The sequence below is a fragment of the Nonomuraea sp. NPDC005501 genome (assembly GCF_040605905.1).
Lineage (GTDB): Bacteria > Actinomycetota > Actinomycetes > Streptosporangiales > Streptosporangiaceae > Nonomuraea.
Genome location: NZ_JBEXDT010000010.1, coordinates 1 through 22,809 on the forward strand (window position 1 = coordinate 1; position 22,809 = coordinate 22,809).

21 protein-coding genes are annotated in these 22,809 nt (G+C 72.5%); 17 read left to right on the top strand and 4 right to left on the bottom strand.

Features of this window, described 5'->3' with window-relative positions; genetic code table 11:
• Positions 1-82 precede the first annotated feature (82 nt).
• The 3 genes from ABZS51_RS08115 to ABZS51_RS08125 are packed head-to-tail and all read left to right on the top strand — an operon-like array spanning position 83 to position 1,717.
• Positions 83-652 carry an EamA family transporter gene (locus ABZS51_RS08115; RefSeq protein ID WP_355437645.1) on the top strand — a complete coding sequence of 190 codons (570 nt, stop codon included), beginning with the start codon at positions 83-85 and terminating at the stop codon, positions 650-652.
• 10 nt (positions 653-662) lie between these two features.
• Complete coding sequence (locus ABZS51_RS08120) at positions 663-1,313, top strand: GntR family transcriptional regulator (protein ID WP_355437647.1); 651 nt, start codon at positions 663-665, stop codon at positions 1,311-1,313.
• Positions 1,314-1,366: 53 nt separating this feature from the next.
• A complete protein-coding gene (locus ABZS51_RS08125; RefSeq protein ID WP_355437649.1) occupies positions 1,367-1,717 on the top strand; it encodes a hypothetical protein in 351 nt (116 codons plus the stop codon).
• Here the strand turns inward: ABZS51_RS08125 and ABZS51_RS08130 are convergent.
• Positions 1,714-5,256 carry a protein kinase gene (locus ABZS51_RS08130; RefSeq protein WP_355437651.1) on the bottom strand — a complete coding sequence of 1,181 codons (3,543 nt, stop codon included), beginning with the start codon at positions 5,254-5,256 and terminating at the stop codon, positions 1,714-1,716. The genes ABZS51_RS08125 and ABZS51_RS08130 overlap by 4 nt on opposite strands.
• 347 nt (positions 5,257-5,603) lie before the next feature.
• Between ABZS51_RS08130 and ABZS51_RS08135 the strand changes: the two genes are divergently transcribed.
• The 4 genes from ABZS51_RS08135 to rfbD are packed head-to-tail and all read left to right on the top strand — an operon-like array spanning position 5,604 to position 9,950.
• Complete coding sequence (locus tag ABZS51_RS08135; RefSeq protein ID WP_355437653.1) at positions 5,604-7,058, top strand: sugar transferase; 1,455 nt, start codon at positions 5,604-5,606, stop codon at positions 7,056-7,058.
• A gap of 2 nt (positions 7,059-7,060) precedes the next feature.
• Complete coding sequence (locus ABZS51_RS08140; RefSeq protein WP_355437655.1) at positions 7,061-8,128, top strand: glucose-1-phosphate thymidylyltransferase; 1,068 nt, start codon at positions 7,061-7,063, stop codon at positions 8,126-8,128.
• Positions 8,125-9,069: a dTDP-glucose 4,6-dehydratase gene (rfbB, locus tag ABZS51_RS08145; protein WP_355437657.1), complete on the top strand. Its 945-nt coding sequence runs from the start codon at positions 8,125-8,127 to the stop codon at positions 9,067-9,069. Before ABZS51_RS08140 ends, rfbB begins: the two co-directional genes overlap by 4 nt.
• Complete coding sequence (gene rfbD, locus ABZS51_RS08150; protein ID WP_355437659.1) at positions 9,066-9,950, top strand: dTDP-4-dehydrorhamnose reductase; 885 nt, start codon at positions 9,066-9,068, stop codon at positions 9,948-9,950. The genes rfbB and rfbD overlap by 4 nt, the downstream gene beginning before the upstream one ends.
• On the opposite strand, the gene rfbC is transcribed toward rfbD, so the two are convergent.
• The gene (rfbC, locus tag ABZS51_RS08155) at positions 9,932-10,510 is read right to left on the bottom strand and encodes a dTDP-4-dehydrorhamnose 3,5-epimerase (protein WP_355437661.1); all 579 of its coding nucleotides are present in this window, start codon (positions 10,508-10,510) and stop codon (positions 9,932-9,934) included. The genes rfbD and rfbC overlap by 19 nt on opposite strands.
• Before the next feature lie 59 nt (positions 10,511-10,569).
• Here rfbC and ABZS51_RS08160 point away from each other — a divergent pair, with 59 nt between their 5' ends.
• From ABZS51_RS08160 to ABZS51_RS08200, 9 genes are read left to right on the top strand one after another with little or no spacing between them, the layout of a single operon-like run.
• A complete protein-coding gene (locus ABZS51_RS08160; RefSeq protein WP_355437663.1) occupies positions 10,570-11,478 on the top strand; it encodes a hypothetical protein in 909 nt (302 codons plus the stop codon).
• A 1-nt stretch (position 11,479) separates the two neighbouring features.
• Complete coding sequence (locus ABZS51_RS08165) at positions 11,480-12,694, top strand: class I SAM-dependent methyltransferase (RefSeq protein WP_355437665.1); 1,215 nt, start codon at positions 11,480-11,482, stop codon at positions 12,692-12,694.
• Positions 12,691-13,467, top strand: coding sequence for a glucose-1-phosphate cytidylyltransferase (locus tag ABZS51_RS08170; RefSeq protein ID WP_310707169.1), 777 nt, complete (start codon positions 12,691-12,693; stop codon positions 13,465-13,467). The genes ABZS51_RS08165 and ABZS51_RS08170 overlap by 4 nt, the downstream gene beginning before the upstream one ends.
• Positions 13,464-14,120 (top strand): PIG-L deacetylase family protein, encoded by a 657-nt coding sequence (locus ABZS51_RS08175; protein WP_355437667.1) that lies wholly within the window; start codon positions 13,464-13,466, stop codon positions 14,118-14,120. The genes ABZS51_RS08170 and ABZS51_RS08175 overlap by 4 nt, the downstream gene beginning before the upstream one ends.
• 2 nt (positions 14,121-14,122) lie before the next feature.
• Complete coding sequence (locus tag ABZS51_RS08180) at positions 14,123-15,142, top strand: SDR family oxidoreductase (RefSeq protein WP_355437669.1); 1,020 nt, start codon at positions 14,123-14,125, stop codon at positions 15,140-15,142.
• On the top strand, positions 15,139-16,410 hold the full coding sequence (locus ABZS51_RS08185; RefSeq protein WP_355437671.1) for a DUF4910 domain-containing protein: 1,272 nt from the start codon (positions 15,139-15,141) through the stop codon (positions 16,408-16,410). The genes ABZS51_RS08180 and ABZS51_RS08185 overlap by 4 nt, the downstream gene beginning before the upstream one ends.
• A complete protein-coding gene (locus tag ABZS51_RS08190) occupies positions 16,407-17,372 on the top strand; it encodes a hypothetical protein (RefSeq protein WP_355437673.1) in 966 nt (321 codons plus the stop codon). Before ABZS51_RS08185 ends, ABZS51_RS08190 begins: the two co-directional genes overlap by 4 nt.
• Before the next feature lie 24 nt (positions 17,373-17,396).
• Positions 17,397-18,845: an oligosaccharide flippase family protein gene (locus ABZS51_RS08195; RefSeq protein ID WP_310707164.1), complete on the top strand. Its 1,449-nt coding sequence runs from the start codon at positions 17,397-17,399 to the stop codon at positions 18,843-18,845.
• On the top strand, positions 18,845-19,735 hold the full coding sequence (locus ABZS51_RS08200; RefSeq protein ID WP_310707163.1) for a glycosyltransferase family 2 protein: 891 nt from the start codon (positions 18,845-18,847) through the stop codon (positions 19,733-19,735). The genes ABZS51_RS08195 and ABZS51_RS08200 overlap by 1 nt, the downstream gene beginning before the upstream one ends.
• Positions 19,736-19,741: 6 nt before the next feature.
• Here the strand turns inward: ABZS51_RS08200 and ABZS51_RS08205 are convergent, their stop codons facing one another.
• Positions 19,742-20,908 (bottom strand): acyltransferase, encoded by a 1,167-nt coding sequence (locus ABZS51_RS08205; RefSeq protein ID WP_355437676.1) that lies wholly within the window; start codon positions 20,906-20,908, stop codon positions 19,742-19,744.
• A gap of 172 nt (positions 20,909-21,080) precedes the next feature.
• Between ABZS51_RS08205 and ABZS51_RS08210 the strand changes: the two genes are divergently transcribed.
• Entirely contained in the window at positions 21,081-21,875 is a 795-nt protein-coding gene (locus ABZS51_RS08210; protein WP_355437678.1) for a hypothetical protein, read from the top strand.
• Positions 21,876-21,893: 18 nt separating this feature from the next.
• On the opposite strand, the gene ABZS51_RS08215 is transcribed toward ABZS51_RS08210, so the two are convergent.
• Positions 21,894-22,697, bottom strand: a complete 804-nt coding sequence (locus tag ABZS51_RS08215; protein ID WP_355437680.1) for a 2OG-Fe(II) oxygenase — start codon at positions 22,695-22,697, stop codon at positions 21,894-21,896.
• Positions 22,698-22,809: the final 112 nt, after the last annotated feature.

Below are 22,809 nucleotides of genomic sequence, written 5' to 3' on the forward strand. Positions count from 1 at the left end.
CCAGGCCGCCGCCCGGTCGTCCTGTGTGTCGTCCAGTGCCTGTTCCAGGTCGACGCGGTGCGGCAGGGCCGACGGGGCGACGGTGAGTGAGGCGGTGGCCACGGCGGCGGCGATCGCCGGGTGTGCCGCGCTGATCGTCGGCGGCGGCGCGGGAGCCGGCGGGCACGGCGGCCAGATGGTGTCCGGAGTCCTGATCGCGCTGCTGGGCGGCCTCATCTACGCCTTCTACGCCGTCACCGCCGCCCGCGCCATCTCCGGGGGCGCGCCGTCCGGGGCGGTGATGGGCGTGCTCTTCGGCGGCGCGGCCGTGATCATGCTGCCGGTGCTGCTCTGGCGCGGCGTGGAGTGGCTGGCCGAGCCGCGCGCCCTGGTCGCCGCCCTCTACCTGGGGCTCGCCTCCACGGCGCTGTCCTACTTCCTGTACGGCAGGGGTCTGCGGAGCACGCCGGTGGCCACGGCCGCCACGCTGGCCCTGGCCGAGCCCGCGGTCGCCGCCCTGCTCGGCCTCGTGGTGCTGCACGAGCGGCTGGCCCCGGTGTCGGTGGCGGGGCTCGCCCTGCTGGCGGTCAGCCTGGCCGTCGTGGCCGTTCCGGAGCGGGCTCCCGCGCCCGGCCCGGCCGAGCGGGCCGTCCCCGAGAGGGCGGGGCGTTAGAGTCTCAGCCGTGACATCGCCCCTCAGACCCGTGTCCGCCGTCGACGCCCTGGCCGGCGAGCTGCGCCGCCGGGTGCTGTCCGGTGAGGTCGCGCCGGGCACGCCCCTGCCCGAGCAGGAGATCGCCGCCACCTACGGCGTGGCCAGGCCCACGGTCCGCGAGGCGCTGGCCACGCTCGTCCACGAGGGCCTGCTGCGCCGCGAGCGCAACCGCAGCGCGTACGTCCCCGAGGTGACGCCGGCCGACCTCGACGACCTCATGTACGTGCGCCGCCCGCTGGAGGACCTGATGGCCACGGCCGTGGCCGGGCGGCGGGTCCCGGAGGCCGACGCGGCGCTGGCCCGCCTGGAGGCGCTGCCCGCCGAGGCGCCCTGGTCCGACACCGTGGCCGAGCACATGGCGTTGCACGGGGCGCTGATCGTGGCGGTGGGCAGCCCGCGCCTGGAGCGCCTGTACGGCGCGCTGGCCGCGGAGACCAGGCTGGGGCTGGTCCGGCTGCGCGAGGTCTACGAGGACCGCGAGGTGCTCGTGCGGGAGCACCGGGAGCTGCTGGACACGATCGCGGACGGCCCGGTGGAGGCGGCACGGGCCGCGGTCGCCGCCCATCTCGGGCACACGTGGGGCGTCGATCCCGCCGAAGGAGGACCGTCCCGAAGCTGAGGCCGGGCGCGAGCCCTTGCGGTACGCCCCTCCGACTCGCGAGAATCGCGGCCATGCACGGCAACGCGATGCCGGACTCCTACGTGTACGTCACGGAGGAGGGCGTGACCCGTCACTACGCCGACGGAAGCGTCGAAGCTCTCGCCTGGGAGGACGTCGTCGAGGTCCGCGTCGCCGCCGAGACGGACACCGAGGTCCTGTACATCCTGCTCGCCCGCGACGGCGAGGGCTGTGTGGTACCGAGGTCGGCCACCGACGCGACGTTCCTCGCCCGCCTGCGTTACCTGCCGGACTTCGACCTGGAGCGGCTCCAGCGCGCCGGCGAGTCGGCGCGGGACGGGGCCGTGGTCGTCTGGCGCAGCCCCGACCCGCCGTCCACACTGCCGGACCTGGAGTACGACTAACGCGCCCCGCAGACCTGGACCGGTGCGACGTCCGGAAGGCTGGCCGTCCACTCCTGCTCGGTGAGCGTCCGGTCGAAGCGGGCGCACAGTGCCTCCGCCACGGCCAAGGGCGCGACGGGATACTCGTGCCGGAGGCCGTCCTGGTCGAAGGTGATCAGACGGGTGCCGTCGGGGGTGAAGGCCACCTGCTGGACGCTCCCTCGATCGTCGTCCAGCAGCGCGCCGACGGACTGGCCGCGAGCCAGGTCGTAGAGGCGCGTCTTGCCGTCGGCGCCCACCACGGCGGCCAGATCCTCCTTCGGCGACACGGCGAGCTGCGCGCCAGGCCTGCCGGCCGTGCCTCTGATGACCGTCCGGGGCGAGCCGTCCCCGTTCCAGACCGTGAGGCGCCCGTGGTTGTCCGCCGTGACGAGGTCTCCGGCCCGGGTGAACGCGGCGTAGGCCAGGCTGGTCGTGCGACCGCCGGCGCGCAGGCCGGCGCCGGCGGGCTTCCCGGTGGCGGTGTCCAGCAGGCCGGGCTCCTGCGCCAGCACGGCGAGCCGGGATCCGTCGGGGCTGAAGGCGACGTTCGTCAGCCTGGTCAGCTTGGCCGACCACACGGCGCGGCCCGCCTTCCAGTCCCACAGCTGGAGCGTGGACTTCGTCGAGTCGTCAGACAGGGAGAGCTGTACCGCGACCTTGCTGCCGTCGGGGCTGAAGCCCAGCAGGAACCCTTCGCCGACGTCGCTCAGGGTGAGCCGTTTGATCTCCTTCCGGGTGGCGGTGTCGTGGATCCGCAGGCGGGTCGTGTTCGTGACGTCGTCGGCCCCCTCTTCGGAGATCTCGAAACTGCTCAGGGCGATCATCTTGCCGTCCGGGCTGAAGGCAGCACCGGTGAGGTTGAACTGACCGTCGAGACCGCCGCGCAGCAGCAGGTCGCGCCCCTTGGCACCGCGCACGTAGGCGTTGTAGCCCCGTTCGCCGCCGCGGTTCTCCACGCTCAGCGTGCCGTCCGGGCTGATCGCCATCGTGGTGGCCTCGGCGTCGGCCGGTCCGGTGAGTGCCGAGATGTCGAGGGAGAACACGCGGTCCTCACTGAGGTAGCGCAGCACCTTCCCGCCGGGGTCGAATCTCGGCTGCGGCGACATCGCCTCGGCCGCCCACTCGGTGACGTCGGACGCGGAGCCGACGGTGAGCGTGGTCAGGAGCGTTCCGCCGCCCCAGAGCTGGATCTGCTTCTCCGTCGCCGAGGCGAGCAGCTTGTCGTCGTGGCTGAGGACCACGCGTCCCTGGTTCCAGGCGGTGGGGCCGATGTCGATCACTGCGGTGGTGGTGAAGCTCTCCTGGTCCGCCAGATCGGCCGCGCCGAGTCGCCAGCCCGGCAGCACCTCCAGCAGCCAGCCCTTCTTGGTGACCGCGAGCGGACCGGGGCAGTACTTGCACGGTTCCTGCGCCGGTCTCGTACCGGTGAGCCTCATACCGGGCAGCGCGAATCTGCCGATCGTCTTGGTGTCGCGGTACTGCATGAAGATCGCCGACCCGTCGGGCGTCATCGCGCCGCCCCAGACACCGGGGATCTTCGCGTCCCGGCCGGTCTTCAGGTCCCAGAGGGTGTCGTCGGCGCTCGCCCCGCGCACCATGACATAGCGGTCGACCGTGCCGAACCTGATGGCCGCCCCGTCGGAATCGTCGCCGCCGATGGGCTTGTCGAACCGCCAGCTGCCCCTCGCCTTGCCGGTCTTCACGTCCCAGGCGTACGCGCCCTTGCCGGTCAGGACCGCGAGCACCGCGCCGGACGGGCTCAGCGCCACGTCGATCGGCGTGCCCATGACGTCCAGCTTCAGCTTCCCGACCTGGGTGCGGCGGACCACGTCCCACAGCCGGGCCTCGCCGTCGCCGACGCTGACCAGGGTCCTGCTGTCGGCGCTGAGCGTGCGGAGCGTGTCGGGGCCGGTCACCGGGTCCTGGAACATGGCGGTCTCGCGCTTGGCGAGGGAGTCGTTCATGGCCTTGCGGGTCTGCGGGGTCGGGTCGAGCCGCCAGGCCGCGACGCTGAGCAGGTCCCCGAGGCGCGGGTCGGTGGCGCGGATGGTCCCGGCGGCGGCCGCGATCCTGGCCGCCTCGGACATGCGGAACCGGTCGTTGGCCACCCGGCTCTGCCAGACCGCCACCCCCGTCGCGGCCAGCGAGACCACCAGGAGCACGGCCATGGCCAGCGACACCATCCGGGTCCTGCGGGCTCTGCGGCGGCCCAGCGCGGCCCCCGCGTCCAGGAAGTCGCGCTCGAAGCGGATCAGCGTGATGTCCCGCCGGCCGGTGGCCGCCCACTGCAGCGCGTTCTCCAGCGAGCGCCCGGCGAGCAGGTCGCCGTCCCGCCGGCCGCCGTCGTCCCACCGCCGGGCGGCGCTCAGGATGTCGCGGTGGACGGCGAGGCCGTCCCGGTTGGCCTCGATCCAGTCGCGCAGCCGGGGCCAGGCGTGCGGCAGGGCCGGCCGGGTCAGCCGCACCTCGTCGCCGTCGACCTCCAGGAGGTAGGCGAACACCCGCAGCACGCCCCGCGCCTCCGGGAACTCGCTCAGGCGGGCCCGCCGCAGGGACAGCTCGCCGTCCTCGTCCACCGTGACCAGGCGCAGGAACACCTGCGCGGCCAGCTCCCGATCGGCGGGGCTGAGCAGGCCGTAGGCCTCCTCGGCCAGCGGGCCGAGGCCGGGGTCGTGCGCCTGCGTGGCGAGATGCGACGCCCGGCCGCCCTCCGCGAGCAGCCGGGCCGTGTCGAGCCGCCCGTCGCCGCGGATCAGCGCCAGCAGCAGGGCGCGGGCCGTCGGCCTCTGCAGCGGGTCCTTGCGCAGCGCGGCGTGGACCAGCGGGCGGAGCTGCTCCGGCAGGCAGGTGAGGTCGGGCTCGACCGACATGACCTGGTGCATGACCGCGCCGAGCGTCTCCGCCTTGAACGGGTCCTTGCCGGTCGCGGCGAACAGCATGATCCCGCCCCACGCGAACACGTCCGCGGGAGCCCCCGCCCGCTCGCCCGTGAACACCTCGGGCGCCATGTAGGTGGGGGTCCCGGAGATCAGCCCGGTCGCGGTCAGCGACATCTCCAGCGTGCGCGCGAGCCCGAAGTCGATCACCCGGGGCCCGTCGGGGCCGAGCAGCACGTTGTCCGGCTTCATGTCGCGATGGATCACGCCCGCGTCGTGGATGGCGGTCAGCGCGGTGGCGACGCCGGTCGCGAGCCGGTGCAGGTCGCCTGGGGTGAACACCCTGCCCTCGCGCACGGCCGCGCCCAGGCTGGGCCCTTCCACGTACTCGCTGACCAGGTACGGCCGGGGCCCGGTGAGGTCAGCGTCGATCAGGCGTGCCGTGCAGAAGGAGGAGATCCGCTGGGCGGCGGTGGCCTCGCGCTGCAGGAGTCCCACGTCGGAGCCGTGCAGCATCTTGATGGCCACCCGGAGTCCGGCGCTGTCGTATGCCTCGTAGACCACGCCCTGGCCGCCCGCGCCCAGTCGCCCGGCCAGCCAGTAGTCCCCGATCCGCGGCGGATCACCCGCAACAAGAGTCACAGGAGCTTGGATGTGCAACATCGCCGCGAAGTTCGCGGATGTGCCGGTCTCCGCCCAGACCACCCATCTCTGCCCGGCCCGTAATTCCATCGTCATTGCCGTTTTAAACCGCTGACCGGCGTAATTCACGTACGACGCACGAACACGGACTGATCGCTCCGTCAACCCCTCGAACACCTCGACCGGCGTCCACTTGTGGACATATGTCGTTATTCCCCGCTAAGGAATTGATCTTTACTCTTTAGTGGGGGTCGCCGCCCATTGATCTGTCCAACGAGACATGTCATCAGGAAGCGTTCGGAGAACGTTCAGGCAAATGCGGTGCACGGAGTTGCCAGGGTGGTGTTATGAGGGTGGGGGTTGGGGAGTCCGATGTCGCGCTCCTCGAGGCCGTTCCACACCACGCGTCGAGCATCTGGACGCGGGCGTACCTGCGGGTCCTGTGGGGTGGTGACGCCGCGTGCGCGCTGGTCGCGTGCGTCTGCGTGCTGGGTGTCCGGCTGCTGTACGGCGCGTTCGTCCCGGTCGTCGAGTACGCGCTCGGCGCCGGGCTGGTCGTGGTCTGGCCGGTCGTGCTGCTGATGGGCGGCGCGTACCGGGAGCGCGCGCACGGCGAGGGAATGGAGGAGTTCAGGGCGGTATTCAACGGCGGCGCCACTTTGATGGCGTCCGTGGCCATCGGGGCCTACGCCACGCAAACGGTGGTCGCGCGGAGTTTCGTCATGGCGATGCTGCCGCTCGCGCTGCTGTCCACGCTTTACTTCCGCTACAGAATGCGCAAACGTTTGCACCGTCGTCGCGCGGTCGGCGAATACCTGCGCCAGGTCATCGCGGTCGGTCACCGTGAAGCGATTCTCGACCTGGTGATGCAGTTCAGGGGCCAGCCGTACCATGGCATGCGGGTCGTTGGAGCGTGCCTACCGCTCGACCGCATGGACGACGACCTCGAAGGGATTCCCGTGCTGGGGTCCTTCGGCGAGGTGTCGCAGGCCGCGGCGCGGGTGCGGGCCGACGCGGTGGCGGTGCTGGCATGCCCCGAGATGGACGGCGTGGCGCTGCGCAGGCTGGCATGGAGCCTGGAGGCCGAGCGCACCGACCTGTTCGTGGCGCCGGCGCTGATGGACGTGGCCGGGCCGCGCATCAGCATCAGGCCCGTGGCCGGGATGCCGCTGCTGCACGTGGAGCACCCCGAGTTCGACGGGGCCAAGCAGGTGGTCAAGAGCGTGTTCGACCGGTGCGTGGCGGGGCTGGCGCTGCTGCTCATGGCGGTGCCGCTGTGGGCCGTCGTGCTGCTGGTCCGCGTCACGAGCCCCGGGCCGGCGCTGTTCTACCAGACCCGTGTCGGCAGAGGCGGCCAAGAGTTCCAGGTCGTGAAATTTCGGACAATGGTGGTGGATGCGGAGCGGCTCAAGGACACCCTCATCCAGGACAACGAGCTGGACGGCGTGCTGTTCAAAATGCGGAACGATCCAAGGATCACCCGCGTGGGGGCCTTCCTGCGCCGATACTCCATCGACGAGCTGCCGCAACTGGTCAACGTGGTCCGCGGCGAGATGTCCCTCGTCGGCCCGCGCCCGCCGCTGCCCGAGGAGGTCGCGCAGTACGGCGCGGACGTGCGCCGCCGCCTCGTCGTCAAGCCCGGCATGACCGGGCTCTGGCAGGTCAGCGGACGTTCCGACCTGACCTGGGAGGAATCCGTCCGCCTCGATCTGCGCTACGTGGAGAACTGGTCTCTCGTCCTCGACCTGCAGATCCTGTGGAAGACATGGTCCGTCGTCACCCGCGGAGAAGGGGCTTACTAGAGGTGAAAGCACTCGTGCTCGCCGGAGGGGCGGGCACCCGGCTCAGGCCCATCACCCACACCTCCGCCAAGCAGCTCGTCCCCGTCGCCAACAAGCCTGTGCTCTTCTACGGCCTGGAGGCGATCGCGGACACCGGCATCCGGGAGGTGGGCCTGGTCGTCGGCGACACCCAGGCGGAGATCGAGGCGGCCGTCGGCGACGGCTCGGCGTTCGGGCTGGAGGTGACCTACCTGCGCCAGGAGGCGCCGCTCGGCCTGGCCCACGGCGTGCTCGTCGCCCGCGACTACCTGGGCGACGACGACTTCGTCATGTACCTCGGCGACAACTTCATCGTCGGCGGCATCGACGGCATCGTGCGCCGGTTCGCCCGCGAGCGGCCCGCCGCCCAGATCATGCTCACCAAGGTCAGCGACCCGCGCCAGTTCGGCGTCGCCGAGCTGGACGAGCGGGGCCGCGTCGTCGGGCTGGAGGAGAAGCCCGTCCGGCCCAAGAGCGACCTCGCGCTGGTCGGCGTCTACCTGTTCACCCCGGCCGTCCACGAGGCGGTGGCGGAGCTCAAGCCGTCCTGGCGGGGCGAGCTGGAGATCACCGACGCGATCCAGTGGCTCATCGAGGCCGGCCTGCCCGTGGAGTCCACGGTGATCTCCGGCTACTGGAAGGACACCGGCAACGTCGTGGACATGCTGGAGGTCAACCGCCTGGTCCTGGAGTCGCTGGAGCCCCGGGTGAGCGGCTCGGTGGACGAGGCCAGCGAGCTGATCGGCCGGGTCGTCGTCGAGCCGGGCGCCGTGGTGACACGCTCCCGCGTCGTGGGCCCGGCCGTCATCGGGCCGGGCGCCCGCGTCGAGGACGGCTACGTCGGCCCGTTCACCTCCATCGGGGCGGACTGCGTGATCGCGCGCGCCGAGATCGAGTACTCGATCGTGCTGCCCCGCAGCTCCATCCGGGGCGTCAGCCGCATCGAGCCGTCGCTCATCGGCCACGACGTCGAGGTGACACCGGCGTCCGCCTCTCCCCGAGCCCACCGCCTCGTGCTGGGCGATCACAGCAAGGTGCAGATCAGCCAATGAGAATCCTCGTCACCGGCGGCGCCGGTTTCATCGGCTCCCACTTCGTCCGGTCGCACGGCCGGGACGACGTGACCGTGCTGGACAAGCTCACCTACGCGGGCCGCCGCGCCAACCTCGACGGCGTCCGGCACACGTTCGTCCACGGCGACGTGTGCGACGCGGGGCTGCTCGCCGAGGTGGTGCCGGGCCACGACCTGGTGGTGAACTTCGCCGCCGAGTCGCACGTGGACCGCTCGATCGAGGGCGCCGCCGAGTTCGTCCGCACCAACGTGCTCGGCACGCAGACGCTCATGCAGGCGTGCCTCGACGCCGGAGTCCCCCGGGTCGTGCAGGTCTCGACCGACGAGGTGTACGGCACCATCGACAGCGGCTCCTGGGACGAGTCCGCGCCGCTCCAGCCGCGCTCCCCGTACGCGGCGTCCAAGGCGGGCGGCGACCTGATCGCCCGCTCGTACGCGGTCACCCACGGCCTGCACGTGTCGATCACCCGGTGCGGCAACAACTACGGCCCCCGGCAGTACCCCGAGAAGATCATCCCGCTGTTCGTCACGAACCTGCTGCGCGGCCAGAAGGTCCCGCTGTACGGCGACGGCCTGAACGTCCGCGACTGGATCCACGCCGACGACCACTGCGCGGGGATCGACGTCGTGGCCGCGAAGGGCGAGCCGGGCGAGGTCTACCACATCGCGGGCACCGCCGAGCTGACCAACCGGGAGCTGACCGGGCGCCTGCTGGAGGCGTGCGGCGCCGGCTGGGACCTGGTCGAGCACGTCGAGGACCGCAAGGGCCACGACCGCCGCTACTCCCTGGACGACACGCGGCTGCGGGCCCTCGGCTACCGCCCGCGCGTCCCGTTCGACCAGGGGCTCAAGGACACCGTCGCGTGGTACGCCGCCCACCGCGACTGGTGGGAGCCGATCCTGCGGGGGGAGAGCGCGTGAGGTGGCTGATCACGGGCGGCGGCATGCTGGCCGCCGACGTGCTGCGCGCCGTCGTGGCGTCGGGGGAGCCGGCGCTGCTGCTGGGCCGCTCCGAGCTGGACGTGACCGACCGGCGCGCGGTGCGGGACACGGTGGCGGCCCGCCGCCCCGGCGTGGTGGTCAACTGCGCGGGGTGGACCGCCGTGGACGACGCCGAGACGCACGAGGCCGAGGCGCTGGAGGTCAACGGCCACGCGGTGGCCACGCTCGCCGAGACGTGCTCGGCGGCCGGGGCGCGGCTGGTGCAGATCTCCACCGACTACGTCTTCGACGGCACCAGCCGCGAGCCGTACCGGGAGGACGCCCCGACGCGCCCGCTGAACGCCTACGGCCGCACGAAGCTCGCCGGGGAGCTGGCCGCGCTGGAGCACGGCCACCACGTCGTGCGCACCGCCTGGCTGTACGGCGCCGCCGGCCCCAACTTCGTGCGCACCATGACCCGGCTGGCCCGCGCGGGCACGGCCGCCGACGTGGTGGACGACCAGCGCGGCCAGCCCACGTGGGCCGCCGACCTGGCCGCCTTCGTGCTGCGGCTCGTCCGGTCCGGCCTGCCTCCGGGCGTCTACCACGGCACCAGCGCGGGCGAGACCACCTGGTGGGGCCTGGCCCGTGAGGTCTACGCCCTGTGCGGGGCCGATCCCGGTCTGGTGCGCCCCGTCCCGAGCAGCGCGTACCGGCGTCCGGCGGCGCGGCCGGGCAACAGCGTGCTCGCCCACACCAGGTGCGCGTCGATCCGCCCGTGGCGGGAGGCGCTGCGCGCGGCGTGGCCCGCGCTGGCCGGGGAGCCGCCGCGGCTCCCGGCCGGGGTGGGGGAGGCGGGGCCTCAGTGCGGCGCGGCGTAGAACTTCACGCACTCCTCGTAGCCGGGCAGCAGCCCCGCCGCGCGCGCCTCGCCGAGGGTGGGCGCCGCCGCGTCCTTGTCCGACAGCACCGGCTCCACGTCCTCCGGCCAGGCGATCCCCAGCGCGGGGTCGAACGGGTGGACGCCGTGCTCGCCACCCGGGTTGTACGGCTGCGAGCACAGGTAGACGACCGTGGCCCGCTCGCTCAGCGCCATGAACGCGTGGCCGAGCCCCTCCGCGATGAGCATGGCCCGCGGCGTCTCGTCGTCCATCCGCACCGCGTCCCAGCGGCCGAACCCGGGCGAGCCGACCCGAAGGTCCACCACCACGTCCAGCACGGCGCCCGCCACGCACATCACGTACTTGGCCTGGCCCGGCGGCACGGCCGCGAAGTGCACGCCACGGACCACGCCACGGTGCGAGACCGAGCAGTTGACCTGCGCGGCCTCCATGGGGTGCGGCAGCCCGGCCGTACGGAAAGCCTCGAAGAACGAGCCGCGGAGGTCGGCGTGGACACGTGGCGTGTGCAGCCACGCCCCTTCGACCGAGAGGGGATCCATGATCGCAGGATGCCACGGTCCGAACCCCGCACCTATACCTCGAGAAAGGGATCTTCCCCATGACGGCCGTCCTCTCCAACAGCACGGTGACCGACGACCGGCGGCGCGACATGCTGTTCCGGGGTGACCTGTTCGTCCACTCCGCCTCGCCGGCGGCCACGGAGCTGGTGCGCTTCGCCCGGGAGCTGGTCGCCGACGCGTTCGGCGCGCGCGACCCGGAGACCGCGCAGCACGACATGCCCGTGGAGGACTTCGCCCGGCTGCTGGCCGAGCTGAAGCCACGCTTCATCCACCATCCGAGGTGCAAGGAGCTGGTGCCGGCGCTCATCGAGGAGCGCGGCTGCGACCCGTCGCTGACCTACTTCGACGTGCCCCGCTTACGCACCTCCACCTCGCACGACTACCTGGTCTCGGGCATCTCGTACGCCTTCCACCCGCACCGCGACTGCTGGTACTCGGCCCCCTTCAACCAGGTCAACTGGTGGATCCCGGTCTTCGAGGTGGTGCCGGAGAACGTGATGGCCTTCCATCCCGGCTACTTCGACACGCCCGTGCGCAACGGCAGCGCCGGCTACGACTACGCGGAGTGGAACCGGACGAGCAGGCGGACCGCCGCCCGGCACGTCCACGGCGACACCCGGGCCCAGCCGAGGCCGGAGGAGGAGATCGACCTCGACCCGCAGATCCGGGTCGTGCCCGAGCCGGGCGGGGTGCTGATGTTCTCCGGGGCCCACCTGCACTCGACGGTGCCCAACACCTCCGGCCGGACCCGCTTCAGCATCGACTTCCGGACCGTGCACCTCGCCGACGTGCGCGAGCGCAGGGGCGCGGCCAACGTCGACGCCCGCTGCACGGGCACCACGCTGCGCGACTTCGTCCGGTGCCGCGACCTCGCGCCGATGCCCGAGGAGCTCGCCGCGGCCTACGAGGCCGAGGCCGAGGCCCTGGCGCCGGCCGGGGTGCGCTGACGTGGCCGCCGCCTGCCGGCTGTGCGGCTCCACCGGCCTGGCCGGGGTGGTGGATCTCGGCGCGACGCCGCCGTGCGAGTCGTTCCTCCCCGCGGACCGGCTCGACGAGCCCGAGACGACCTACCCGCTGCACCTGCGCGTCTGCACGGAATGCTGGCTGGCCCAGCTCCCGCCGCTCATCACCCCCGAGCAGACGTTCACCGAGTACGCCTACTTCTCCTCGTACTCGACGTCGTGGGTGGAGCACGCGCGGCGCTTCGTCGAGGAGCAGGACCTCTCGCCCGGCGCGTTCGTGGTGGAGGTGGCCAGCAATGACGGCTACCTGCTCCAGCACGTGGTGGAGCGCGGCGTGCGCTGCCTCGGCATCGAGCCGTCGGCCAACGTCGGCCAGGCCGCCCGGGACCGCGGCGTGCCCACGCTCACCGCGTTCCTCACCCCGGATACCGCCCGCCTCGTCCGCGAGGAGCACGGGCCGGCCGACCTGGTCGTCGCCAACAACGTGTACGCGCACATCCCCGACGTCACCGGCTTCACCCGCGGGCTGCGCGCCCTGGTGGCCGACGGCGGGCGGGTCTCCATCGAGGTGCAGCACCTGCTGACGCTCATGGAGCTCAACCAGTGGGACACGATCTACCACGAGCACTTCCAGTACTACACGGTGGCCTCGGCGCGGCGGGCGCTGGCGAGCGGCGGCCTGAGGCTGGTGGACGTGGAGCTGCTGCCCACGCACGGCGGCTCGATCCGGCTGTGGGCGGTGCCGGACCCGACGGCCTCGCCGTCCTACCGGGTGGCCGACGTGCTGGCCATGGAGAAGGCGGCGGGGCTGCACGAGCTGTCCGGCTACCACGACTTCGCGGCGCGGGTGGCGAAGGTCCGGCGCGACCTGCTGCGCTTCCTCGTCGACGCGGCTGACGCGGGCCGCACGGTCGCCGGCTACGGCGCCCCGGGCAAGGGCAACACGCTGCTCAACTACTGCGGCATCCGCCCCGACCTGCTGCCGTACACCGTGGACCGGAACCCGTACAAGCACGGCCGGTTCACGCCCGGCTCGCGCATCCCCGTGCTGCCGCCGGAGCGGATCGCCGCCGACCGGCCGGACTACGTGCTGGTGCTGCCGTGGAACCTGCGTGACGAGCTGGTCGAGCAGCTCTCCTACGTCCGCGAGTGGGGCGGCCGGCTGGTCTTCCCGATCCCCGAGCTGGAGGTGGTGTCGTGAAGGTCGTCCTGTTCTGCGGCGGGCGGGGCACCCGGATGCGCAGCGAGATGCCGGGCGGGGACCTGCCCAAGCCCATGCAGTTCGTCGGGCCGCGTCCCCTGCTCTGGCATGTGATGCGCTACTACGCGCACTTCGGGCACAAGGAGTTCGTCCTCTGCCTCGGCTACGGGGCGCAGCACATCAAGGACTTCTTCCTCGGCTACCGCGAGACGGTCTCGAACGACTTCGTGCTCCGCGACGGGCGCGTGGAGCTGCTGTCCAGCGACATCTCCGGCTGGTCGGTCTCCCTGGTGGACACCGGCGTGGACTCGCCCATCGGGGAGCGCCTGCGCCGGGTGCGCGACCACCTCGACGGCGAGGAGATGTTCCTGGCCAACTACGCCGACGTGCTGACCGACGCGCCGCTGACCGACATGATCCGCCGCTTCACCGCCACCGACGCGGGCGCGTCCATGATGGTGGTGCCGCCCACCAACACCTTCCACGTGGTGGACGTCAGCGAGGCGAACGTCGTCGGCGGCATCACCCCGGTCAGCGCGATGCCGCTCTGGGTCAACGGCGGCTTCTTCGTACTGCGCCAGGAGATCTTCGACCACATCCCGGAGAACGGCGACCTGGTGGCCGACGGCTGCGCCGAGCTGGCCAAGCGCGGTCGGCTGCTCGCCTACCGGCACCGCGGCTACTGGCGGCCCAGCGACACCGTCAACCAGCGGCTGGAGCTGGACCGCTCCTGGGAGCGCGGCGACCGGCCGTGGGCCCTGTGGGAGGCATGACGGTGAGGGGACTCCGGCCGGGCGCGCTGACCCGGGTCGTCGCGCTGGGCGCGCACTGCGACGACATCCCCATCGGCGCCGGCGGCACCCTGCTGACGCTCTGCGCGGGGCGGCCCGGCGTGCGGGTGGACGCGCTCGTGCTGTCGGGCGGCGGCACCGGGCGGGAGGACGAGGAGCGGGCCGCGCTGGCCGCCTTCTGCCCCGGCGCCGACCTGGCCGTCACGGTGCTGAAGCTGCCCGACGGGCGGCTGCCGTCCCACTGGGAGCAGGCCAAGGACGCGCTGGAGGACCTGCGCGCGGAGACCAGCCCCGACCTCGTCCTCGCCCCCTGGCACGGCGACGCGCACCAGGACCACCGCGGCCTGGCCGAGCTTGTCCCCACCGTCTTCCGCGACCACCTCACGCTCGGCTACGAGATCGTCAAGTGGGACGGCGACCTCGGCCGCCCCTCGGTCTACCAGCCGCTGACCCCCGGGACGGCCGAGGCCAAGGCCGGCCTGCTGGAGCGCCACTACCCGTCGCAGCAAGGGCGGTCCTGGTACGACCGGGAGGCGTTCCTGGGGCTGGCCCGCGTCCGCGGCGTCGAGTGCGGCGCCCGCTACGCCGAGGCGTTCCACACCCGCAAGCTCACCATCGACCTGGCTGGAGACTGAACGTGCGGATCCTTCTGACCGGGCACCAGGGCTACCTGGGCACCGTGATGGCCCCCGTGCTGAGAGACGCGGGCCACCAGGTGGTCGGCCTCGACTCGGGGCTGTTCGCCGACTGCGTGCTCGGGCCCGTGCCCGACGACCCGCCCGCCCACGCGACGGACCTGCGGGACGTGACCCCCGACGTGCTCGACGGCGTGGACGCCGTCGTCCACCTGGCGGCGCTGTCGAACGACCCGCTCGGGTCGCTGGCGCCCGAGCTGACCCACGCCATCAACCACCACGCCTCCGTACGGCTGGCCCGCCTGGCCAGGGACGCCGGGGTGAGCCGCTTCCTGTACGCCTCCACCTGCTCGGTCTACGGCGCCTCCGGCGGCGACGGCCTGGTGGACGAGGACGCGCCGCTGCGGCCCGTCACGCCGTACGCGGAGTCGAAGGTGCGCGTGGAGGACGACCTGGCGGAGCTGGCCGACGCCGACTTCTCGCCGGTGTTCCTGCGCAACGCCACCGCGTTCGGCTTCTCGCCCCGGCTGCGTGCCGACATCGTGCTGAACAACCTGGTGGGGCACGCCCACCTGACCGGCGAGGTGCGGGTGCTGTCCGACGGCACCCCGTGGCGTCCGCTGGTGCACGCCCGGGACATCGCCGAGGCGTTCCTGCGCGCCCTCACCGCGTCCCGCGAGGCCGTCCACGGCCGGGCCTTCAACGTGGGCACGGAGTGCAACAACGTGACGGTCGCCGAGATCGCCGCCGAGGTCGCCGAGGCCGTGCCCGGCTCCACACTGGTCATCACCGGCGAGACGGGGAGCGACCCGCGCTCGTACCGGGTGGACTTCTCCCGCGTGCGGCAGGCGCTGCCCGGCTACGAGGCCCGCTGGACGGTCAAGGAGGGCGCGGCGGAGCTGGTGGACGCCTACCGCGCGTACGGGCTGACCAGGCACGACTTCGAGCGCCGTTACACGCGCCTGGCCAGGCTGTCGGACCGGCGCGCCGCGGGCGAGATCACCGCCGAGCTGCGGCCATGACGCCTGACGAGATGCACGCCCTGGTCGAGCGGTTGTACCCGATCTGCCGGAGCATCACCGGCGACGGGGTCCGCCGCACCCTCGACGTGATCGGCGAGCGGCTGCCGCTCACCGTGACCGAGGTGCCGACGGGCACGCAGGTGCTCGACTGGACGGTGCCGAAGGAATGGAACATCCGCGACGCCTACGTCAAGGACCCCTCGGGCCGGCGGGTCGTCGACTTCCACGCCTCGAACCTGCACGTGGTCGGCTACAGCGTGCCCGTCTCCGGCGTGTTCACGCTGGAGGAGCTGCGCCCGCGCCTGCACACGCTGCCGGAGCAGCCGTCCCTGGTCCCCTACCGGACCGGCTACTACGCCGAGACGTGGGGGTTCTGCCTCAGCCAGGAGGTCCTGGACGGGCTCGGCGAGGGGCCGTACGAGGTGCTGGTCGACTCGACGCTCGCCGACGGGTCGCTGACCATCGCCGAGCACGTGCTGCCGGGCGAGCTGCCGGACGAGGTCGTCGTCTCCTGCCACGTGTGCCACCCGTCGCTGGCCAACGACAACCTCGCCGGGATCGCGGTCGCCACGGCCCTGGCGACCCGGCTGGCCGCGATGCCGGGGCGGCGGTACACGTACCGGTTCCTGTTCATGCCGGGCACCATCGGCGCGATCACCTGGCTGGCGCTCAACCGGGACCGCGTCGGCCTCGTCCGGCACGGGCTCACCCTGGCCTGCGCGGGCGACCGGGGGCAGCTCACCTACAAGCGCAGCAGGCGCGGCGACGCCGGCATCGACCGGGCCGTCACGCACGTGCTCAGGGACCGGCCGCACACGGTGCTCGACTTCTCGCCGTACGGCTACGACGAGCGGCAGTTCTGCTCGCCCGGCTTCGACCTGCCGTTCGGCGGCCTCACCAGGACGCCGTACGCGGGCTACCCGGAGTACCACACCTCGGCCGACGACCCCGGATTCGTCACGCCGGAGGCCATGGCCGACACCCTGGACGCGCTGTGGCGGGTCGTCGGGGTGCTGGAGGGGGAGCGCACCTACCTCAACCTCAGCCCCTACGGCGAGCCGCAGCTGGGGCGACGCGGCCTCTACGGATCTCTCGGCGGGAGAAGTGACACGAAACAGGCGCAGATGGCGATGTTATGGGTGTTGAACCTGTCCGACGGGGACCACAGCCTGCTTGACGTCGCCGAACGCTCGGGACTGCCCTTCGAGGCGGTCGAGGACGCCGCGCGGGCGCTGGCCGCCGCCGGACTGGTGAAGGAGATCGCTTGAACCTCAGGGTCGGAGACGTGGTGGAGGTACGCGGCGAAGCCGAGATCCTCGCCACGCTGGACGAGCGCGGCGAGCTCGACGGGCTGCCGTTCATGCCGGAGATGCTGGCGTTCTGCGGTCGCCGGATGACCGTCCACAAGGTCGCGCACAAGCTGTGCGACACGCAGACCCGCAGCGGACTGCGCCGGATGGAGCGCGCGGTGCACCTGACCGGGGCGCGCTGCGACGGCTCGGCGCACGGCGGCTGCCAGACGGCCTGCTCCCTGTACTGGAAGGAGGCGTGGCTGAAGCGGGCGGGGGACGGCGGCGAGGCGTCCCCGGCCGTGCCCGAGGGGCGGCTTCTGCCGTTGCTGGAGGTCAACACCCGCAAGCCGCCCGGGGCGGACGGCGAGGAGCGCTACTCCTGCCAGGCGACGGAGCTGCTGCGCGCGGCCCCGGTCTGCCTGCCGGTCCGCAGCGTCGGCCAGTACGTCACCGACGTGCGCTCCGGCAACGTCGGGCCGGTCCGCACGGTCCACGCGCTGCTCATCGGGGTCTTCAACCGGCTCCAGGCGGTCAGCAGGCGGGTCCTGCCGAAGAGGCTGTGGTTCAGGGAGGGGCTGCGCTGGGGGTTCCTGCGCCCGGGGCTGCGCGGCCGGACGCCCACCGGCTCGCTGGACCTGAGACCGGGCGAGCTGGTCCGGGTCAAGCCGCAGGCGGAGATCCTGGCCACGCTCAACCAGGACATGCTCAACCGCGGCCTCGGCTTCGAGGAGGAGATGGCGCGCTACTGCGGCAAGGTGGTCCGCGTCCAGGCCCGCGTCGAGCGGTGCATCGACGAGCGCTCCGGCCGCCTGCTCACGATGAAGTCCCCCTGCATCACGTTGGAGAGCGTGGTGTGCCAGGGGGTGCACAGCCTCAACTGCCCGCGCGAGTTCGTGCCGTTCTGGCGCGAGATCTGGCTCGAACGGGTCACCCCCTAGCAGGCACGGCCGGGAAAGGCACGGATGGACGAGACGGAGCGCGTCGAGGAGATCGGCGCCCGGGCGGGCCGAGGGCTGCGCTGGAGCATTCTCGGCAACCTCGTCACGAGGGCCGGCTCGTTCGCGATGGGGCTGGTGCTGGCGCGCGTGCTCGCGCCCGAGGACTTCGGCACGTACGCGGTGGCGCTGGCGGCGACGCAGCTCGTCATGCACATCAAGGACGTGGGCATCCAGGCGGCGACCGTGCAGTGGCGGGGCCGCCTGGAGGAGATCGCGCCCACGGCCACGGTGCTGAGCTTCCTGTTCGCCACCGGGCTGTACGGGATCTTCTGGGCGTTCGCCCCGGTCTTCGCCCGGATGGCCGGTGACGGGGAGGCCACGGGCGTCGTCAGGCTGCTCACCTCGATCATCCTCATCGAGGCGTTCACCGCGGTCCGCAGCGCCGCCCTGCTGCGCCGCTTCGACCAGGACAAGCTGACGCTCGCCATCATGGTCGGGTTCGTGGCGAACGCCGCCGTGGCGATCACGCTGGCGTTCGGCGGCGCGGGCGCCTACAGCTTCGCGTGGGGGCAGGTCGCCGCGTCGGTGGTCACCGGGGTGCTGATCTTCGTCTGGGGCTGGGTGCCGGTCAGGATCGCGCTGGACCGGGAGGTCGCGGGCAGGCTGCTGCGCTTCGGCATCCCGTCGGCCCTCGGGTTCGGGCTCGAAGCGGTGCTGATGAACGCCGACTACGTCGTGGTCGGGGACGTGCTCGGGTCCGAGCAGCTCGGCTACTACCTGCTGGCGTTCAACGTGTCGAGCTGGGTGCCGGGCATCATCGGCACCGCCCTGCGCTACGTCTCCCTGCCGAGCTTCTCCCGCCTGGCGGAGGACCCGGCGGCGCTGGCGGAGGGGGTGCGCAGGTCCGTGCCGGTGATGGTGGCCTTCGTGCTGCCGCCCGCGCTGGTCATGGGCGTCCTCGCGCACCCCCTGGTCACCTTTCTGTACGGCGAGCGGTGGGACTTCTCCGCGGGCGTGCTGCGCTGGCTGGCCGTGCTCATGGTGGTGCGGATGCTGATCTCGTTCCTGGCCGTGGACATCCTGACCGGGCTGGGCGCCACCAGGACCACCGTGTGGCTCAACCTCGTGTGGGCCGCCGCGCTGCTGCCCGCGCTGGTGGCCGGGGCGCACCTGGGCGGCATCAGGGGCGCGGCCGTCGCGCACGCGCTGGTGGCCGTGGTCGTCGCGTTCCCCGTCGCCCTGCTCCTCCTGCGCCGCGTCGGTGTGCGGGTCACGCCCGCGCTGCCCGCCCTTGCCCGGCCCGCGGTGGGAGCGGTCGCAGCGGGCGCGCTGATGCTCGTCCTGGACTCGCTGACCTCCGGCGGGCCCGCGCTCGTGCGGCTCGCCGTCGCCGGCGGCGCCGGGCTGCTGCTCTTCGTCCTGGTCGTGGTGCCCGGCGCCGCGCTGCACAAGCTCGTCAGAAGGAGCGCCTGATGGCATTCGACGACACGCTGGTCTCCGTGGGGCTGCCCGTCTACAACGGCGCCGACCGTGTGGAGAAGGCGATCACCTCGGTCCTGGCGCAGGACCATCGCGCGATCGAGCTGGTCATCTGCGACAACGCCTCGACCGACCGCACCGAGGAGGTGTGCCGCGACTGGGCCGCGACCGACCCGCGGATCGTCTACCACCGGCAGCCGGAGAACATCGGGCAGCTGCGCAACTTCAGCGACGCGATCCGCCGCTCCCGGGGGGAGTTCTACCGGTGGGCCGGCGACGACAACTGGCTGGCGCCGGACTACGTCTCCCGTTGCCTGGAGGTCTTCGCCCGGGACGAGCGGCTGCTCCTGGTGACCACCCAGCAGGCGTACACCGGCCCGGACGGCACGACGCGGACCGCGCCGTACACGGGGACCGGCTACCTGTCCGACGACCCCGTGGACCGGTTCGCCGAGTCGCTGCGGATGCTCAACGAGGACCCGTTCGCCATGGACCCGCTGTACGCGCTGATGCGCCGCACCCGCGTCATGGCCGTCAACCGGGGCCCCGTCCTGCTGCGCGAGGACGAGATCTTCGCCGCCCGGATGGCGCTGGCCGGCCCGTGGGGGCACGTGCCCGAGATCCTCGCCGGCCGTGACTGGGAGGCGCAGCGCATGGCCGACATCGCCCGCAAGCTCGGCGCCCCGGCCTGGCACGTGCGCGTCTCCACGCTGCTCCAGTGCAGGGAGCTGCTGCGGGCGCTCGGCGAGGTCGGGCTGAGCCCCGCCCAGCGTCGGAGGGGCCGGGCGATCGTGGCCCGCATGTACGTGCGCAGGCACGGCACGGCTGCCGTCCGCCGGGGCCGCCGGCTCGCCGGCCTGGGCGCCGCGCTGGTCGGCCGGTAGCCCCGGTCACTCCCCGGGCGCCTCGGGGACGGGCCGCGCCCGCGAGAGCCGCTCCCGTACGGCCGCCCGCAGCGCCGCCGCCCCCCGGTGGCGCTGGAACGGCAGCTCGAACAGCGCGGCGAACCCCCGGGCGAACACCACCGAGACCGGCACGGCCAGCGCCAGCAGCACCAGGAACCCGGTCACGCCCGGCTCGAAGCGCGGCGCGACGACGAAGTGGTGCAGCACGACCACCACCGGCGCGTGCACCAGGTACAGGCTGTAGGAGAACGAGCCGAGCGAGCGGACCGGGCGGGTGTCGAGCAGCCGCACCAGCGGCCTCGGCCGCCCGCCCGCCACGGCCGTCAGCAGCAGCCCGGCCGCCGGCGCGAGCGCCAGGTCCACCCAGAAGAAGTGGGCGACCGTCCAGACCGGGCCCTGGACGGCGACGAGGGCGACCACGGGGACGACCGCGCCGAGCGCCGCCCAGGGCAGCGCCGCCCGGACCGGTTGCCGTACCGGCGCGCGCAGCACCCCGGCCGCCAGCACCCCGGCCGCGAACAGCACGGCGAACTGCGGCGTCAGCCGCATCAGCATCCCCACCGCGGGGACCCCGCCCGCGAGCAGGCCCACCGCCACCACGACGACGGTGACGGCCGCCACCATCGCCGCCGCGCCGAGCCGCCGCACCACCAGCAGCAGGAGCGGGAGGGCGAAGTAGAGCTGCGCCTCGATCGCGATCGACCAGAACGCCCCGTTGGGGCTCGGCGAGCCGAACAGGTCCTGCACGAGCAGCCCGTGGAAGACCACGCTCTTCGCCGTGGGCGCTCCCTGGCCCGGCTGCGGCACCAGTGCCCACGCGACCGCGAGGCTGAACACCAGCGCCGCCCAGTACGGCGGCAGGATGCGCCACGCGCGGCGGCGCGCGAACCGGCCCAGCCCGCCGAGCCGCCAGCCGGACCGGGCGGGGGAGACGGCCAGCGAGAAGCCGGACAGCGTGATGAAGACGACGACGGCGAAGTGGCCGTACAGCAGCCAGCTCGCCCAGGCGGGGCCCGTGTCGGCGGGGAAGCCGGGGAAGGAGAGGAGCCGGCAGTGGTGCAGCACCACGAACAGCGCGGCCAGGCCACGGATGCCCTCCAGCCCGCTCAGCCTTCCGGGCTGCTCGGACGGCGCAGTCTCCCCCGACGTCATGCCCACCCCCGCACCGGCCGGTTTCCGGCCACCGTGGAGTTCATCGCGTCAGAACAGGCCGGCGTAACAAAGCGGATGTAACGGGCGTACGGGAAAATGCGATGTTGGCATTGGAACGGTCTTTCGGGGGTTTATGGCTCCCCCGTTGCCGCGCGTATCGGGCAGGGGATAAATGGAATTCTGGACGACCATTCTCGGCCTCGCCCGGCAGAAGTTCATCGCCATCCCGGTCGCCGTCCTCGCCGTCGCATTGGCGTTCACCGGATATCTGGCGATCCCCGAGCGGTACGTGACCAGTGCCTCCATGGTCCTCGTCACCCCGTCGGGCGGCGGCTCCATCGACGGCACCAAGCCCGTCGCGCAGACCAACCCGCTGCTCCAGTTCACCGACGACCTGCGGACCACCGCCAGCATCCTCATCCTGGCCATGAACACCTCTGACGTGTTCGCGTCCGTCGGCGTCACCGAGGACGGGCCCACCGAGCTGACCGTCGACGACGGCCGCAGCAACCCGACGCTGCTGGGCGTGGGCACCACCGGCCCGTTCATCTACGTCCAGGTCGAGAGCGACTCGCCCGCCACGGCCGCCAAGGTCCTGGCGGCGACGCAGGAGCGGCTGCGGCAGGAGCTGGAGGACCGGCAGAACGAGCTGAAGGCGCACCCGATCACCTTCGTGCAGGCCGAGGACGTCGTACGGCTCCCGCCGGAGGCGGACGGCTCGGCCAGGCTCCAGGGCGCCGTCGGCGGGCTGCTGCTCGGGCTGGTGGCCGGGTTCGGGGCGGCGTACGCGGTCGTGCGCCGGAGGCTGTTCCCGCGCACCCCGGTCCCCTCCGAGGACAGGGAGCCCGAGGGGGCGCCGCCGGAGGACCTGGCGCCGGAGCCGGCCGGTGACGGGCCGGGGCCCGCCCCGTCCGGCGATCTGGACGAGACGGGCCCCATCGACGTCGTGCGCATCAACGGCCGCTGACCCCGCGCGGGACCGCGGCTACTTGCGGCGGGCGGCCAGGTCCGCCAGCGCGGGCGGCACCCACCGCCTGGCCGTCTGCCGGAGGCTGGTCTTCCACTCCTCGCCCGGCCGCTGCTTGAACTTGGTGTCGTGCTCGTCCAGCCTCTCCTCGTCCGGGCGGCCGTTGGTGTAGTAGTACAGCGCCATCGAGCGGCGCGCCCGGTCGTCCGGGCAGGTCAGCGGCTCCGGGTGGCCGTGGTTGGCGTCGTCGGTGGTGGCGAACAGGACGAACCGATTGAACACCGGCAGGATCCGGTGCTCGCAGGTGGTCATGTTCTTGTCCCAGAGCTGGAGGTGGCCGCCGTACGACTCCTCCCAGTCCTTGTTGAGGTAGAGCAGCCCGTTCAGCCGGCGGTCGAGGTCGAGCCTGCGGTGCCGGTTGAAGTCGACGTGCACCTTCAGGAACCCGCCGGGCCGGATCTGGTGCAGCCCGCCGCCGTCGTAGTGGGGGTCGGACACGAGGTGCTCGATGCCGGTGAGCCGCTCCAGGAAGTCGACGAACACCTGGCCGTTGAACTCGGCCAGCAGGTGGCGGGTGGCGGGGCCCATGCGCTCGGTGTCGGCGAGCGCGAGCTTGATCTCCCTGGCGTTGTCGAAGCGCTGCCACTCGGGGTCGCGGGGCTCGGGGAACTCGGCGAGCACCGGCTCCAGGACCTCGGCGGGCAGGAAGTCGTCGACGACGACATGCCGGAACGGGCTGGCCTTGAGAAAGCTTTCCCGAAGGCCGTCGGCGAGCGGAAGGAGTTCGTCGCGGCGGAAGGTAAAGCTCTGCACGTGCTGCATCGGTGCTCCCCACCCCTGAATGGACGCGAAATGCCCCGGCAGTGACATCGCGCTGCACCGTTGTCTCGTTACAAATTCCCCGGTAACGCCGCATGCCGGATTAAACGATGAC

Excerpts from the sequence above, each read along its gene's own strand:
- ABZS51_RS08125 (WP_355437649.1), top strand. The coding sequence starts at position 1,367 with ATGCACGGCAACGCGATGCCGGACTCCTACGTGTACGTCACGGAGGAG.
- ABZS51_RS08135 (WP_355437653.1), top strand. The coding sequence starts at position 5,604 with ATGAGGGTGGGGGTTGGGGAGTCCGATGTCGCGCTCCTCGAGGCCGTT.
- rfbB (WP_355437657.1), top strand. The coding sequence starts at position 8,125 with ATGAGAATCCTCGTCACCGGCGGCGCCGGTTTCATCGGCTCCCACTTC.
- rfbC (WP_355437661.1), bottom strand. The coding sequence starts at position 10,510 with ATGGATCCCCTCTCGGTCGAAGGGGCGTGGCTGCACACGCCACGTGTC.
- ABZS51_RS08160 (WP_355437663.1), top strand. The coding sequence starts at position 10,570 with ATGACGGCCGTCCTCTCCAACAGCACGGTGACCGACGACCGGCGGCGC.
- ABZS51_RS08175 (WP_355437667.1), top strand. The coding sequence starts at position 13,464 with ATGACGGTGAGGGGACTCCGGCCGGGCGCGCTGACCCGGGTCGTCGCG.
- ABZS51_RS08185 (WP_355437671.1), top strand. The coding sequence starts at position 15,139 with ATGACGCCTGACGAGATGCACGCCCTGGTCGAGCGGTTGTACCCGATC.
- ABZS51_RS08195 (WP_310707164.1), top strand. The coding sequence starts at position 17,397 with ATGGACGAGACGGAGCGCGTCGAGGAGATCGGCGCCCGGGCGGGCCGA.
- ABZS51_RS08200 (WP_310707163.1), top strand. The coding sequence starts at position 18,845 with ATGGCATTCGACGACACGCTGGTCTCCGTGGGGCTGCCCGTCTACAAC.
- ABZS51_RS08205 (WP_355437676.1), bottom strand. The coding sequence starts at position 20,908 with ATGACGTCGGGGGAGACTGCGCCGTCCGAGCAGCCCGGAAGGCTGAGC.
- ABZS51_RS08210 (WP_355437678.1), top strand. The coding sequence starts at position 21,081 with ATGGAATTCTGGACGACCATTCTCGGCCTCGCCCGGCAGAAGTTCATC.
- ABZS51_RS08215 (WP_355437680.1), bottom strand. The coding sequence starts at position 22,697 with ATGCAGCACGTGCAGAGCTTTACCTTCCGCCGCGACGAACTCCTTCCG.